The 13,847-nt window shown below is 72.9% G+C and carries 14 protein-coding genes; 1 reads left to right on the plus strand and 13 read right to left on the minus strand.

The window, feature by feature from the left end:
- Positions 1-14 precede the first annotated feature (14 nt).
- From argH to EIW28_RS03535, 10 genes are all read right to left on the minus strand, one after another.
- On the minus strand, positions 15-1,409 hold the full coding sequence (gene argH / locus EIW28_RS03490; protein ID WP_125246301.1) for an argininosuccinate lyase: 1,395 nt from the start codon (positions 1,407-1,409) through the stop codon (positions 15-17).
- A complete protein-coding gene (locus EIW28_RS03495) occupies positions 1,409-2,620 on the minus strand; it encodes an argininosuccinate synthase (RefSeq protein ID WP_125246302.1) in 1,212 nt (403 codons plus the stop codon). Before EIW28_RS03495 ends, argH begins: the two co-directional genes overlap by 1 nt.
- Complete coding sequence (locus EIW28_RS03500) at positions 2,617-3,159, minus strand: arginine repressor (RefSeq protein ID WP_125246303.1); 543 nt, start codon at positions 3,157-3,159, stop codon at positions 2,617-2,619. Before EIW28_RS03500 ends, EIW28_RS03495 begins: the two co-directional genes overlap by 4 nt.
- Positions 3,160-3,214: 55 nt before the next feature.
- On the minus strand, positions 3,215-4,156 hold the full coding sequence (argF, locus tag EIW28_RS03505) for an ornithine carbamoyltransferase (RefSeq protein WP_125246719.1): 942 nt from the start codon (positions 4,154-4,156) through the stop codon (positions 3,215-3,217).
- A 2-nt stretch (positions 4,157-4,158) separates the two neighbouring features.
- Positions 4,159-5,361: an acetylornithine transaminase gene (locus tag EIW28_RS03510; protein ID WP_125246304.1), complete on the minus strand. Its 1,203-nt coding sequence runs from the start codon at positions 5,359-5,361 to the stop codon at positions 4,159-4,161.
- Positions 5,358-6,266 (minus strand): acetylglutamate kinase, encoded by a 909-nt coding sequence (gene argB / locus EIW28_RS03515; RefSeq protein ID WP_125246305.1) that lies wholly within the window; start codon positions 6,264-6,266, stop codon positions 5,358-5,360. Before argB ends, EIW28_RS03510 begins: the two co-directional genes overlap by 4 nt.
- Entirely contained in the window at positions 6,263-7,417 is a 1,155-nt protein-coding gene (gene argJ / locus EIW28_RS03520) for a bifunctional glutamate N-acetyltransferase/amino-acid acetyltransferase ArgJ (RefSeq protein ID WP_125246306.1), read from the minus strand. The genes argB and argJ overlap by 4 nt, the downstream gene beginning before the upstream one ends.
- Positions 7,414-8,427, minus strand: coding sequence for an N-acetyl-gamma-glutamyl-phosphate reductase (gene argC / locus EIW28_RS03525; protein WP_125246307.1), 1,014 nt, complete (start codon positions 8,425-8,427; stop codon positions 7,414-7,416). Before argC ends, argJ begins: the two co-directional genes overlap by 4 nt.
- Before the next feature lie 159 nt (positions 8,428-8,586).
- Positions 8,587-9,228, minus strand: coding sequence for a response regulator (locus EIW28_RS03530; RefSeq protein ID WP_187350564.1), 642 nt, complete (start codon positions 9,226-9,228; stop codon positions 8,587-8,589).
- A 76-nt stretch (positions 9,229-9,304) separates the two neighbouring features.
- The gene (locus tag EIW28_RS03535) at positions 9,305-10,495 is read right to left on the minus strand and encodes a sensor histidine kinase (RefSeq protein WP_125246309.1); all 1,191 of its coding nucleotides are present in this window, start codon (positions 10,493-10,495) and stop codon (positions 9,305-9,307) included.
- 115 nt (positions 10,496-10,610) lie between these two features.
- On the opposite strand from EIW28_RS03535, the gene EIW28_RS03540 reads away from it, so the two are divergent.
- A complete protein-coding gene (locus tag EIW28_RS03540; RefSeq protein ID WP_197717042.1) occupies positions 10,611-11,021 on the plus strand; it encodes a YrdB family protein in 411 nt (136 codons plus the stop codon).
- On the opposite strand, the gene EIW28_RS03545 is transcribed toward EIW28_RS03540, so the two are convergent.
- Genes EIW28_RS03545 through EIW28_RS24080 form a run of 3 tightly spaced genes read right to left on the minus strand, consistent with a single transcriptional unit; the run spans position 10,999 to position 13,600 of the window.
- Positions 10,999-11,439 (minus strand): DUF4190 domain-containing protein, encoded by a 441-nt coding sequence (locus EIW28_RS03545; RefSeq protein WP_125246310.1) that lies wholly within the window; start codon positions 11,437-11,439, stop codon positions 10,999-11,001. The two genes, EIW28_RS03540 and EIW28_RS03545, sit on opposite strands and share 23 nt — an antisense overlap.
- A 33-nt stretch (positions 11,440-11,472) precedes the next feature.
- The gene (locus tag EIW28_RS03550) at positions 11,473-12,174 is read right to left on the minus strand and encodes a phosphatase PAP2 family protein (RefSeq protein WP_158630276.1); all 702 of its coding nucleotides are present in this window, start codon (positions 12,172-12,174) and stop codon (positions 11,473-11,475) included.
- A 19-nt stretch (positions 12,175-12,193) separates the two neighbouring features.
- Positions 12,194-13,600, minus strand: a complete 1,407-nt coding sequence (locus tag EIW28_RS24080) for a serine hydrolase family protein (protein ID WP_158630277.1) — start codon at positions 13,598-13,600, stop codon at positions 12,194-12,196.
- Between the last annotated feature and the right edge of the window lie 247 nt (positions 13,601-13,847).

Here is a 13,847-nt window from a genome sequence, read left to right on the forward strand (position 1 = left end):
CGCTTCGCGTCGCCTCACAGGGACTTCGGCCAGGCGTTCGCGACCGCGTCGCGCACCTGCGCGAGCTGGTCCGCCACCGCCTTCGGGCCGGTCGAACCCGGCGTCGTGCGGCCCGCGAGGGCCCCGTCGACGTCGAGGACGGCCTTCACCGACGGGTCGAGGTGCTCGGAGATCGACGCCAGGTCGGCGTCGGCGATCTCGTGCAGCTCGATGCCGCGGGCCTCGCAGTGGGCCACGCAGGCGCCCGCGATCTCGTGCGCCGAGCGGAACGGGATGCCCTTGCGCACCAGCCAGTCCGCGATCTCGGTCGCGAGGCTGAAGCCCGTCGGCGCCGACGCGCGCGGCACCTCGGCGTTGAACCGCATCGTCGCGACCATGCCGGTCACCGCCGGCAGCAGCAGCGCCAGGTTGTCCAGGGAGTCGAAGACCGGCTCCTTGTCCTCCTGGAGGTCCTTGTTGTACGTGAACGGCAGGCCCTTGAGCGTCACCAGCAGCGCGGTCAGGTTGCCGACCAGGCGGCCCGACTTGCCGCGGGCCAGCTCGGCCACGTCCGGGTTCTTCTTCTGCGGCATGATCGACGACCCGGTCGAGAACGCGTCGTCCAACGTGACCCAGCCGAACTCCTGGCTCGACCACAGGATGACCTCCTCCCCCAGGCGGGAGAGGTGGATCCCGACCATCGAGCACACGAACAGCAGCTCGGCCGCGAAGTCGCGGTCGGACACGCCGTCCATCGAGTTCCCCACGGGCGCGTCGAAACCGAGTTCCTCGGCGACGGCGACCGGGTCGAGCGGCAGCGACGAGCCCGAGAGCGCGCCCGAGCCGAGCGGCGACACCGCGGCCCGCCCGTCCCAGTCCCGCAACCGGTCCAGGTCCCGCAGGAACCCCTGCGCGTGGGCCAGCAGCTGGTGCCCGAGGGTGACCGGCTGGGCGTGCTGGAGGTGCGTCATGCCCGGCGCGGGCGCGTCCACGAGGTCCTCGGCCTGCGCGGCCAGCGCCTCCACCAGCGCGGCCACGTCCGCGGCCAGCCCCCGGGCGTGGTCGCGGCAGTACAGGCGCAGGTCGGTCGCGATCTGGTCGTTGCGGCTGCGCCCGGCTCGGAGCTTCCCGCCGAGGTCGCCGAGGCGCTCCACCAGGCCGCGTTCGAGCGCGGTGTGGACGTCCTCGTCCGCGATCGTGCCGGTGAAGGTCCCGTTCGCGACGTCCTCGCCGAGCGCGTCGAGCGCCGCGAGCATCCGCTCGAGCTCGTCGCCGGTGAGGAGCCCGGCGCGGTTGAGCACCCGCGCATGGGCTTTGGACGCCGTGAGGTCGTACGGCGCGAGCCGCCAGTCGAAGCCGATCGAGGCGTTCAGGGCCTCGAGGGCCGCGGCGGGGCCGCCGGTGAAGCGGCCTCCCCACAGTTTCGCCATTACTCGGCCTCGGCCTTGATCCGCTCGTTCCGGGCCGCGGCGAGCTTCGCCGGGAGGCTCCACAGCTCCACGAAGCCGCGCGCGTTCGACTGGTCGAAGGCGTCGCCCTCGTCGTAGGTGGCGAGGTCGAAGTCGTAGAGGCTGGCCTCGGAGCGGCGGCCGGTGACGGTGGCCTTGCCGGCGTGGAGGGTCAGCCGGACCTCGCCGGTGACGTGCGTCTGGACGTCGTTCACGAACGCTTCGAGGCTGTTCTTCAGCGGGGAGAACCAGAGGCCGTCGTAGACGAGCTCGCCCCAGCGCTGGTCGACCTGGCGCTTGAACCGGGCCTGCTCGCGCTCGATGGTGACGTTCTCCAGCTCCATGTGGGCGGCGATCAGGGTGATGCCGGCCGGGGACTCGTAGACCTCGCGGGACTTGATGCCGACGAGCCGGTCCTCGACCATGTCGATCCGGCCGATGCCCTGGGCGCCGGCGCGCTCGTTGAGCTCCTTGACGAGTTCGAACGCGGACTTCTTGACGCCGTCGAGCGCGACGGGCTTGCCGGACACGAAGGTGATGACGACCTCGTCGGGCTCGCGCTCCTCGGCCGGGTTCTGCGTGTAGTCGTAGATGTCCTCGATGGGGCCGTTCCAGATGTCCTCGAGGAAACCGGTCTCGACGGCGCGGCCCCACAGGTTCTGGTCGATCGAGTACGGGGACTTCTTGGTCACGTCGATCGGGAGGTGCTTCTCCTCGGCGAACGCGATGGCCTTGTCGCGGGTCCAGGCGAAGTCGCGGGCCGGGGCCACGACCTTGAGGTGCGGGGCGAGGGCGGCGAGGCCGGCCTCGAAGCGGACCTGGTCGTTGCCCTTGCCGGTGCAGCCGTGGGAGACGATCGTCGCGCCGTGCTTCTCGGCGGCGGCCACGAGGTGCTTCACGATGAGCGGCCGGGAGAGCGCGGACACGAGCGGGTAGCGGTCCATGTAGAGGGCGTTCGCGGCCACGGCCGGGAAGCAGTACTCGGCGGCGAACTCCTCGCGCGCGTCGACCACTTCGGCGGCGACGGCGCCGCAGCCGAGGGCCCGCTGCCGGATGACCTCCATGTCCTCGCCGCCCTGGCCGACGTCGATGGCCACGGCGATGACCTCGGCGTCGAGCTGCTCGGCGAGGTACGGGATCGCGACGGACGTGTCGAGGCCGCCGGAGTAGGCGAGCACTACCTTCTCGGTCATTTCAGTTTCTCCTCAGTTTCCTCAGTGGTGGTGGCGTGGTAGGGGTCCGGGCCCTTGCCGGCCCAATTGAGCATCTGGTCGGCGACGTCCCTGCCGGTGACGCCGTCGCGGGCGATGACGGCGATCGTGTCGTCGCCGGCGATGGTGCCGATGACGTCGGCGAGGCCGGAGCGGTCGATCGCGCTGGCGAGGTATTGGGCCGCGCCGGGCGGGACGCGCAGGACGGCCATGTTCGCCGAGTGGTCGGCACCGACGAGGAGTTCCCGCAGGAGCCGCTGGAGGCGGTCGGGGGCGGCCTCGGCGTCGCGCAAGGGCCGTTCGCCCTCCGCGAAGATCGAGTAGACGGCGCCGCCGCCGTCGGTGCCGCGGACCTTGACGGCGCCGAGCTCTTCGAGGTCGCGCGAGAGCGTGGCCTGGGTGGCCTCGATCCCGTCGGCGGCGAGGAGCGCGGCGAGCTCGGTCTGGGAGCGGATGGCGCGGGTCGAGATCAGCTCGACGATGCGCGCCTGGCGGGCCGCCTTGGTGGTCGGCTGGTTCATCGCCGGTCACCCCGCTTCGGGGCGGCGGGCGGTGCGAGGGTCGGCGGGTGCGGGCTCACCGGGACTCCCGCAGGAGCCAGGCGAGGAGGGCCTTCTGGGCGTGGAGGCGGTTCTCGGCCTGGTCGAACACGCGCGAGTGGGGGCCGTCGATGACGTCGTCGGTGATCTCCTCGCCGCGGTGGGCGGGGAGGCAGTGGAGGACGATCGCGTCGTCGGCGGCGTGCGCGAGGAGGTCGGCGTTGAGCTGGTAGGGGTGGAGGTCGCCGAAGCGCTTCGCGCTGTCGGCCATGCCCATCGAGACCCAGGCGTCGGTGGAGACGACGTCGGCGCCGGCGACGGCCTCGACCGGGTCGGCGGTGACGGTGACCGAGCCGCCGGTGGCGGCGTTGATCTGGGCGGCGCGCTCGAGGACGTCGTCGGCGGGCTGGTAGCCGGCGGGGGCGCCGATGCGGACGTGCATGCCGGCGAGGGAGGAGGCGATCACCGTGGAGTTGCCCATGTTGAAGGCGGCGTCGCCGACGTAGGCGATGCTGGTGCCCTTGAGCGGCTTGTGCTCGGCGATGGTCTGGAGGTCGGCGAGGAGCTGGCAGGGGTGCCAGCCGTCGGTGAGCGCGTTGACGACCGGGACGGTGGCGTGCTCGGCGAGGTCGGCGATGCGGTCGTCGCCGAAGGTGCGGATCACGATGGCGCTGACGTACCGGGAGAGGACCCGGGCGGTGTCGGCGACGGTCTCGCCGCGGCCGAGCTGGGTGGACTGGGCGTCGATGACGACGGAGTGGCCGCCGAGCTCGGCGATGCCGACGTCGAAGGACAGCCGGGTCCGGGTGGAGGGCTTCTCGAAGACGACCGCGACGGACTTCGGGCCCGCGAGCGCGGGGAAGGCGTAGCGGTCGGCCTTGAGCTTCGCGGCGAGGTCGAGGACCTCGGCCTGCTGGGCGGGGGTGAGGTCGTCGTCTTTGAGGAAATGCCTCTGGTTCGGCGTGGCCGAGTGGTTCAGGGTCACGGTCGTCCTCCAGGAGCCGGGGTGACGGCGTCGAGGGCTTCGACGAGCTTGGCGCAGAAGGCGTCGAGCTCGGTCTGGGAGATGGTGAGCGGGGGCGCGATCCGGATCGTGTCGGGCCGCGGGGCGTTGGCGAGGACGCCGAGGCCGAGGAGGTGCTTGACGGTCTCGGCGGCGACGGGCTCGGCGAGGGCGATGCCGCGCCACAGGGCCTGGCCGCGGACCTCGGTGATCCGGGGGTCGGCGAGGAGCACGGCCTCGAGGTGCGCGCCGAGGGCGAGGACGCTGTCGAACAGGTGCTCGCGCTCGATCGTGTCGATCACGGCGAGGGAGGCCGCGCACGCGATCGGGTTGCCGCCGAACGTGGAGCCGTGGGTGCCGGGGGTGAACAGGGCCGCGGTGGCCTCGCTCGCGAGGACGGCGCCGATCGGGATGCCGCCGCCGAGGCCCTTCGCGAGGGTCACGGCGTCGGGGACGACGCCTTCGGCGTGGTGGGCGAACCAGGCGCCGGTGCGGCCGAAGCCGGACTGGATCTCGTCGAGGATCAGGAGCGCACCGGCGGAGGCGGTGAGTTCCCTTGCGGCCGTGAGGTACCCGGGCGGGGAGGGGACGACGCCGGTCTCGCCCTGGGTGGGTTCGAGGAAGACGGCGGCGGTGTCGGCGTCGACGGCGGCCTTGAGGGCGTCGGCGTCGCCGTAGGGCACGAACACGACCTCGCGGGCGAAGGGCCCGAAGGGCTCGCGGATCGCGGCCTTCCCGGTGATGGAGAGCGCGCCGAGGGTGCGGCCGTGGAAGCCGTGCTCGGTGGCGACGATCTTCGCCTTGCCGGTCGCGTTCCCGTGGAGGATCGCGAGCTTGAGCGCGGCCTCGTTGGCCTCGGTCCCGGAGTTGCACAGGAAGACCCGGCCCGGGTTGCCCCACAGCTCCAGGAGCTTCTCGGCGAGCTCGACCTCCTTCTCGTGGAAGAACAGGTTCGAGGTGTGGGCGATCCGCGCGGCCTGGGTGCTCACGGCCTCCACGAGCGCGGGGTGGTTGTGGCCGAGGCTGGAGACGGCGATGCCGCCGATCATGTCGAGGTAGGCGTTGCCGTCCACATCGGTCACGGTGCTGCCGGCGCCCTCGCGCAGCGCCACGGGCGGCTGCCCGTAGTTGCCCATGAGCGCCCGGCCGTAGCGGGCCTTGATCTGCTCCGAATAGGTCACTTCGCCTCCTGGACCATGGTGCCGACGCCGTCGGTCGTGAAGATCTCCAGCAGCGTCGAGTGCGGAACGCGGCCGTCGATCACGTGGGCCTGCGGGACGCCGCCCTTGACCGCGCGCAGGCACGCCTCCATCTTCGGGACCATGCCGGCCTGGAGCGAGGGCAGGATCTCGGCGAGGCGGTCGGTGGTGATCTGCCGCAGCAGCGAGCCCTGGTCGGGCCAGTTCTCGTACAGCCCTTCGACGTCGGTGAGGACGATGAGCTTCTGGGCGCCGAGGGCCTCGGCCAGCGCGGCCGCGGCGGTGTCGGCGTTCAGGTTGTAGAGGATGCCGTCGTGGTCGAGCGCGACCGTGGAGACGACGGGGATGCGCCCGGCGGCGATGAGGTCGTCGACCGCGGCGGTGTTGACCGACGCGACGTCGCCGACCCGGCCCACGTCGACGCGCTCGCCCTCGACCTCGGCCCAGCGGCGCTTGGCGGTGAACAGCTGCGCGTCCTCGCCGGACATGCCGACGGCGAACGGGCCGTGGTTGTTGATCAGGCCCACGAGTTCGCGGCCGACCTGGCCGACCAGGACCATCCGGACCACGTCGGCGGCCTCGGGGGTGGTGACGCGCAGGCCGCCCTTGAACTCGGAGGCGATGTCGAGCTTCTTGAGCATCGCGGAGATCTGGGGGCCGCCGCCGTGCACGACGACGGGCTTGATGCCGACGTAGTGCAGGAACACCATGTCGGCGGCGAACGCGGCCTGGAGCTCGGGGTTGATCATGGCGTTGCCGCCGTACTTGACGACCACGATGGAGCCGGTGAAGCGCTGGAGCCACGGCAGGGCCTCGATGAGCGTCTCGGCCTTGCCGAGGGCCGCCTGGAGGTGCGGTGCGAGTTCGCTGATGTCGGTGCTGCTCATGTGCTGTACGCCGAGTTCTCGTGGACGTAGTCGTGGGACAGGTCGTTGGTCCAGATGGTGGCCGAGGCCGCGCCGTGGTGGAGCTCGATGTCGATCGCGACGTCGCGGCCCTTGAGGTCGACGAGGTCGCGGGGCTCGCCGGCGGCGCCGGCCTTGCAGATCCAGACGCCGTTGACGGCGACGTCGACCGCGTCGGCGTCGAAGGGCGCCTTGGCGGTGCCGACGGCGGCGAGGATGCGGCCCCAGTTCGGGTCGGAGCCGAACAGGGCGGTCTTGACGAGGCTGTCGCGGGCGACGATCCGGGCGACCTCGACGGCGTCGTCCTCGCTCGCGGCGCCGGAGACGGTGATCGCGACGTCCTTCGTGGAGCCTTCGGCGTCCGAGAGGAGCTGGTGCGCGAGGTCCTTGCACAGGGCGGTGAGCGCGGAGATGAACTCGTCGGCCTCGGCTTCGACGCCGGAGGCGCCGGAGGCGAGGAGGAGCACGGTGTCGTTGGTCGACATCGAGCCGTCGGAGTCGAGCCGGTCGAAGGAGTAGCGGCAGGCGGTGCCGAGCGCGGTGTCCGCGAGCGGGTGGTCGACGACCGCGTCGGTGGTGAGGACGACGAGCATCGTGGCGAGGCCGGGGGCGAGCATGCCCGCGCCCTTGGCGATGCCGCCGACGGTCCAGCCGGCGGGGCTGGTGACGGCGGCGTTCTTGGCGACGGTGTCGGTGGTCATGATCGCGGTGGCCGCGGCTTCGCCGCCGTCGGCGGCGAGGGCCCGCGCGGCGGCCTCGACGCCCGGCAGGAGCTTGTCCATGGGGAGCCGCTCGCCGATGAGGCCGGTCGAGCAGACGGCGACCTCGACCGCGCCGCAGCCGAGGACCTCGGCGGTCTTCTCGGCGGTGGCGTGCGTGTCCTGGAAGCCCTCGGGGCCGGTGCAGGCGTTCGCGCCGCCGGAGTTGAGGACCACGGCCTTGAGCGCGCCGGTGGTGAGGACCTGCTGGGACCACTTGACCGGGGCGGCCTTGACGCGGTTGCCGGTGAACCGGCCCGCGGCGACCTGGAGCGGGCCCTCGTTGACGACCAGGGCCAGGTCGGGCTTCCCGGAGGCCTTGAGCCCGGCGGTGACACCGGAGGCCTTGAAGCCCTTGGGGGTCGTGACGGTCACGGCGCGACTCCGTTCACGGTGAGGCCCTGGGCTTCGGGGAGGCCGAGCATGAGGTTCGCGCACTGCACGACCTGCGCGGCCGCGCCCTTGCCGAGGTTGTCGATGGCCGAGGTGACGACGATCCGGCCCGAGTCCTTGTCGACCGCGCCCTGGAGCTGGACGGCGTTGGTGCCGTACACCGAGGCGGTCGCGGGCCACTGGCCCTCGCGCAGGACCTGCACGAAGTGCTCGCCGTCGTACGCCTTCGCGAGCGCGGCCCGCACGTCGGCGGCGGTGACCTCGGCGGTCGGCTTCGCGGTCACCGTTGAGAGGATGCCGCGGGCCATCGGGGCGAGCAGCGGGGTCATCGAGACCGAGACGGCGCCGCTGGCCTGCTTGATCTCGGGGACGTGCTGGTGGGCGCCGACCTTGTAGGCGCTGATCGAGCCCATGACCTCGGAGGCGAGCAGGTTCTTCTTGGGGGCGTTGCCGGCGCCGGAGGTGCCGGAGGCGGCGATGACGACGACGTCCTCGGGCGAGGCGATGCCGGCGTCCAGGAGCGGGCGCAGCGCGAGGATGGTGGCGACGGCGTAGCAGCCGGTCGCGGCGACCCGGGTGGCGGCGGCGATCCGCTCGCGCTGGCCGGGGAGCTCGGGGAGGCCGTAGGTCCAGGCGCCGGCGTAGGGCCCGGAGTAGTAGGACTCCCAGGCGGCGGCGTCCTCGAGCCGGTGGTCGGCGCCGAGGTCGACGATCTTCTGCGATTCGGGCAGCTGCGCGGCGAGCGCGGCGGACTGGCCGTGCGGGAGGGTCATGATCACCAGGTCGGCCTCCGCGAAGGACTCCGGGGTGGTCGGGGTGAAACGTCGGTCGCCGTACGCGGAGAGGTGGGGGTGGACTGCGGTGATGTACTCACCGGCGTTGCTGTGCGCGCCCGCGGCGACGACGTCGAGCTGCGGGTGGTCGGCCAGCAGCCGGAGCACCTCGCCTCCCGCGTAGCCGCTGGCTCCCGCCACGGCGACCTTGAACGTCACTGGAAACCTCCGTCTTGAATGACTATGCAGAGAACTGTATCAGCATTCAATGGAGGCGCGACAGTGATATTCCGCGTGGTGGGATGTGAGGATCGCCCCTGTCTGCGGGCGGGGGTCAGGCCGGCTCGCAGGTCCGGCCGACCGGGCCGGACCCGGCGCTCAGCGTGCCCGTTCGCGGGCGAAGATCGCGGCTTGGACGCGGCTGGTCAGGCCGAGCTTGGCGAGCACGCGCGTGACGTGGGACTTCACGGTCGCCTCGGCCATGCCGAGCTCGGCGGCGATCTCGGCGTTCGACATGCCCTCGCCGATGAGGGCCAGCACCTCGGTCTCGCGCGGGGTCAGGCTCGCCACGCCCGCGTCGTCGACCTCGATCGGCGCATAGGCCGGGCGCGAGCGCGCGAACTCGGCGATCAGGCCGCGGGTGACGGCCGGCGAGATGAGCCCGTCGCCGCGGGCGATCGTGCGGACCGCCTCCACGAGCGTCTCGGCGTCGGCGTCCTTGAGGAGGAACCCGCTCGCCCCGGCGCGCAGGGCGTCGAAGACGCACGAGTCGTCGCCGTACGAGGTGAGGACGAGGACGTCGGCGGTGCCGCGCAGCTCGGCCGCGGCGGCGATGCCGTCCTTGCGCGGCATCCGCACGTCCATGACCACCACGTCGGGGCGCAGCTCCTTCGCGAGCGCCACCGCCTCGACGCCGTCGGCGGCCTCGCCGACCACCTCGATGTCGTCGGCGCTGTCCAGCAGCATGCGCAGCCCGGCGCGCACGGCCGCGTGGTCGTCGGCCAGCAGGACCTTGGTCATCAGCGTGTACTCCAGTTCGGGAAAGGCGGGCGGAGGCGGGGCGGCGGGGCCGTCGGTGCGCCCAGGCGGGCGGCGGTCAATCCGGCGGGTGCGGGGCGGCGTGCGGGTCGTTCGCGCCGGTCGGGATCTCGGCCCGGACCGCCCACTTCCCGCCGTCCGGTCCGGCGTGCACCTTACCGCCCAGGAGCCGGACCCGCTCGGTCATCCCGACCAGGCCCGAACCGGTCCCCGGAACGGCTTCCGCCTTGTCCCCCAAGGCGTTCACGACCGTGACGACGAGCGCGCCCGGGACGAACCGCACGGTCGCCTCGGCGTCGCAGCCGTGCTTGAGGGCGTTCGTGAGCGCCTCCTGGACGACCCGGTACGCGGTCAGCTCGACCTCGCCGGGCAGGTCGCGCGGCGGGCCCTCCACCCGGAAGTCGACCTGGAGGCCGACCGCGCGCATCCGCTCGGCGAGCTCGGGGATCTGGTCGATCCGGAAGGACGCCAGCTCCTCGCCCTCCTCCCCCGTGCGGAGGATGCCGATGATGCGGCGCAGCTCGGCGAGGCCGTCGACGCTCGAGGCGCGGATCGCGGCGATCGAGGTGCGCACCGCGTCGGAGTCGAGGTCCTTGCGGGACTGGAGGGCCGTCGACTGGAGCGCGATCGCGGAGAGGTAGTTCGCGACCGTGTCGTGCAGTTCGCGGGCCATGAGGGTGCGCTCGCGCAGGACCGCCTCGCGGCGGCGCACGTCGGCCAGGCGCGCGGTCTGCTCGGCGCGCTCGCGTTCGAGCTCGGCCCGGTCGTGGGCCTGGCGCACGATGACGCCGGTGGCGATCGGGGAGAGCAGCACGACGGCGCCGACCGCGATCGTGGTGAGCACCCCGACCGCCTCGGCCCCTTCGAGGTACGTCAGGCCGCCGAGGAGGAGCACGGCGGTCGTGACCGCCGGCACGAGGACGCGCACGCTGCGGCGCGGCCCGTAGCGCGCGAACGAGTAGAGGTTGTCGGTGAAGACGCACACCGTCGCGAAGGTGAGCCCGATGCCGATCTCGATGCCGATCGCGACCGTGCCGAGCCCCAGGCACCACGAGGGCGAGGCGCGGCGGACCGCCACGCCGAGGCAGGTCAGCGCCAGCGGCACCAGGCGCACCGCGAGCGGCAGGCCCTCCACGTACCGCTCGTAGCTGCCGAGTCCGATGAGGACCGCGCCGATCGCGAACAGGAGGACGGCGGCGACGAGGTCGCCTCTGCGGACGCGGCCGAGGAGGCCCGGCGGACTGGTCATGCCCCCATCCCATCACGCCCGCGCGCCCGCGGCCTCACTCTCGGAGGGGAGCCGGGCTCCGACTTTGGTCGCACCCAACGCACCCCACGCGACCCGGAAGGTCCATCATGTTCGGGTGACCGAACCGAATCCTCCTCAGGCGCCGCGTCCCGAATGGGACCGGTACAGCGGGGTGCTGCGCACCGCCGTGATGGGCAACGCGTTCCTCGCGTTCGTGCTCGAACTGGCCATGCTCGTGTTCGTCGCCTGGTGGGCGCTCGCGCTCGACCACGCGCTGTGGACGCGGCTGCTCATCGCCGCCGCGTCCGTGGGCGCGCTGGTGGTCCTGTGGGGCGCGTTCGCCGCGCCCAAGGCCCGGGTGCCGCTGCCGGCCGCCGGGACGGTGGCCGTGAAGGCGCTCGCGTTCGCGGCGGGCGCGGCCGCGCTGTGGGGCCTGGGCCTGCCGGCCGCGGCGATCGCGTTCGCGGTGCTCGCTGCGGCGAACACCGCGGCCACGACGTACGTCAGGCGAGACCGAGCAGCGTGAGGACCACGCTGTAGTCCCAGGTCGAGTCGTCGGTGGGCCAGTCGTCGGTCGGGATGTTGCTGAAGATCGTGCCCATCATGCCGATCCAGAAGATGAAGTACAGGACCCAGAACACGATCGAGGCGACGCCGATCCAGCCGAGGACGATGCCGGCGGTGGCGAAGCCCTCGCCGGCCTCGCCGGTCTCGCGGATCTGGCGCTTCGCGATCGTGCCGAAGATGAGGCCGAGGATGCCGAGGGGGCTGCACGCCCCGACGATGCCGCACACGAGCGCGGCGATCGACATGCCGTTCGTCGGCCGCGGCGGCGGGTAGTAGCCGTAGGGCGGCGGGTAGGCCCCGTACGGCGGCGGCGCGGGCTGGCCGTACGGCGGGGGCGGCGGCGGGGCCTGCGGGTCGGGGGCGTCGGGCGTGGACATCAAGGGCACCTCTCGGTCGTTCCTGGCACGCCCTCAGCTTAAGCGCTCCTCGCTCGCGGCGGGTTCCACGATCGCGGGGGCGTCCAGCGCCTCCCGCAGGGCCCGTTCGCGGTCGAGCAGCGGCGTGCAGGCCCGCCACACGAGCGCGGCCACGGCCCAGCCGACCGCGGCGCCGCCGATCGTGTCGGTGAGCCAGTGCGCGTGCTGCCAGGTGCGCGCCCCCATCATCAGGACCGTCAGGAACACCCCCACGGGCCACCAGGCCCGCAGGTGCCGGGCCGGGATCCACACCGCCGCGACGATCACGACGAACGCGGCCATCCGCGCGGCGTGCCCGGACGGGAACGCCCAGGAACCGGTGTCCACCATGACGTCCAGCGGGCGCGGCCGCTCCCCCACGCGCTTGATGAGGTCCACCGTCAGCGCCGTGGCGGCGATCGCGGCGCACGCGAACACCGCCGAGCGCCAGCGCCGGGCGATGAGCAGCGCGACCACGGCGATCGCGAGGAGCGCCAGGCCCGGCTCGCCGCCGAGGCGGTTGAGGAGCTGCGCGAGCTGCCAGCGGACGCCGTCGGCGGGGCCGCCGACGAGGCCGTTCCAGCGGTCGTCGAGGGCCTGCCAGGGCGCGCCGCCGGGGGCGAGGCGGATCCACAGCGCGTCGCCGAGGACTCCGAGCGGGACCAGGACCGCCAGGACGAGCGCCGTCCGGGACTTCGGGAAGCCGTTGGGAGTCATGGGCGGCATGGTATCCGGGTCAGCAGAACGGCCAGGAGTTGCACTCGCTGGTGGTCTCCTCGGGCTCGGAGGTCGTCGGGTCGGGCTCCTCGGGCTCCGAGGTGGTCGGATCGGGCTCGGGCTCGGCGGTGGTCTCCTCCGGCTCCTCGCTGGGGGACTCGGAGGCCGACTCGCTGGGCGAGTCGGAGGCGGCGCACGCGGGCTCGTCGGGGTTGGCCCGGCAGTACTCGCTGTCGGGGTCGATCGAGCCGTCGTCGCCGAGGCCCTCGGTGAGGTCCTCGCCGGCCCCGGACGCGCCGGGGAGCTCCTCGGCCTCGTAGCCGTTGACCTCGATCGCGGTGCCGATGACGTTGCGCCACAACGCGACACCGCCGTCCTCAGCCGCGGCGCCGTTGGCCCAGGCGGCGACGCTCAGCTGCGGGATCGCGCCGACGAACCAGGACTCGGTGGTCTGGCCGTGGTAGTCGGCGGCGACCCCGAAGAAGTCGCGGTCCTCGATGGCCTCGCTCTCGCCGAGGCCGATGTACTGGAGGTCCTGGGCCGTGGTCTCGGCGAGGGCCTGCGCGGTGCGCACGGCCCGCTCGGGCTCGACCTCGCGGTCGGCCGCGTCGAGGACGGCGCCGACGAAGTGGGTCTCGGCGTACGTGCCGCCGGAGGCGATGGTGGCGTAGACGCTCGCCATGTCGACCACGGGCACGGGGTAGGTGCCGAGGTCGGCGGCGGTGAGCCCGGCGAAGTCGCCGGAGGCGAGGTCGCGGACGTTCCCGTCGGCGTCGGCGATCGCGGTGAGGCCCATGCCGTTCGCGGTCTGGAGGACGGTCTCGACGCCGTACTCGCCGGCGACGGTGTCCATGGCGCCGGCGCGGCCCTCGCTGACGGCCTGGGCGAGCGTGACGTCGAGTTCGTCGTCGCTCCACCAGGACTCGATGGAGGCCCCGGCTTCGAGCGCGGTCGCGGCGGTGATCATGTCGAACACGGACGAGGGCGGGTGCGGGGAGGCGGGGCCGACGAGGTCGGCGCCGGTGTCGGGGTCGGTCCCGGCGTAGCACAGGACCGCGCCGGTGCCCGGTTCGATCGCCACGACCCCGGCCCGGCCGGCGGCGGTCTCGTCGGCGGCGTCCTGGAGGGCCTTGTCGAGGGTGAGGACGACGCGGTAGCCGTCCGGGCGGGCGTCCTCGTCGTAGAGCTGGTCGGCCGTGATGCCGTAGCGGGTCTCGAGTTCGGCGTGGATCCGCTCGGCGAGCGCGGCGTGCGTCTCGGGGAAGTCGGCGGGGAGGGCGCGGCCGTCGTGGTACAGGAGCGCGGCGTCCTCGGCGTCCGCGCCGGCGCCGCCGTCGGGCAGGTTGCCGAGGACGATGGACACGCCGATGGCGACGACGAGGGCGGCCGCGCCGCCGACGACGAGGTGCATCTTCGTGAATCGCATGCCGCGCAGCCGGTCGGGCAGGGACCAGGCCGCCCGGCGCGCGCCGCTGTACGCGAGCCCGGCCCGGTGACTCCCCGGCGGTCCGCCCTCCGAGCCGGTCCGCCTCCGCCGCCTGCCAACGCGAGAGGGGTTCCCGTTATTCACACCACGTACCTTAAAAGGCGCGGACCATGCGACAAGCCGCGGCTCCTGCTTTATGCCGAAAACGCCGACGGTGCGGACACGCAGTAAGGGCGCGGTGCCACCG

The sequence above is a fragment of the Glycomyces terrestris genome, assembly GCF_003933745.1.
Classification (GTDB): domain Bacteria; phylum Actinomycetota; class Actinomycetes; order Mycobacteriales; family Micromonosporaceae; genus Glycomyces; species Glycomyces terrestris.

Excerpts from the sequence above, each read along its gene's own strand:
- argH (WP_125246301.1), bottom strand. The coding sequence starts at position 1,409 with ATGGCGAAACTGTGGGGAGGCCGCTTCACCGGCGGCCCCGCCGCGGCC.
- EIW28_RS03495 (WP_125246302.1), bottom strand. The coding sequence starts at position 2,620 with ATGACCGAGAAGGTAGTGCTCGCCTACTCCGGCGGCCTCGACACGTCC.
- EIW28_RS03500 (WP_125246303.1), bottom strand. The coding sequence starts at position 3,159 with ATGAACCAGCCGACCACCAAGGCGGCCCGCCAGGCGCGCATCGTCGAG.
- argB (WP_125246305.1), bottom strand. The coding sequence starts at position 6,266 with ATGAGCAGCACCGACATCAGCGAACTCGCACCGCACCTCCAGGCGGCC.
- EIW28_RS03530 (WP_187350564.1), bottom strand. The coding sequence starts at position 9,228 with ATGACCAAGGTCCTGCTGGCCGACGACCACGCGGCCGTGCGCGCCGGG.
- EIW28_RS03535 (WP_125246309.1), bottom strand. The coding sequence starts at position 10,495 with ATGACCAGTCCGCCGGGCCTCCTCGGCCGCGTCCGCAGAGGCGACCTC.
- EIW28_RS03545 (WP_125246310.1), bottom strand. The coding sequence starts at position 11,439 with ATGTCCACGCCCGACGCCCCCGACCCGCAGGCCCCGCCGCCGCCCCCG.
- EIW28_RS03550 (WP_158630276.1), bottom strand. The coding sequence starts at position 12,174 with ATGACTCCCAACGGCTTCCCGAAGTCCCGGACGGCGCTCGTCCTGGCG.
- EIW28_RS24080 (WP_158630277.1), bottom strand. The coding sequence starts at position 13,600 with ATGCGATTCACGAAGATGCACCTCGTCGTCGGCGGCGCGGCCGCCCTC.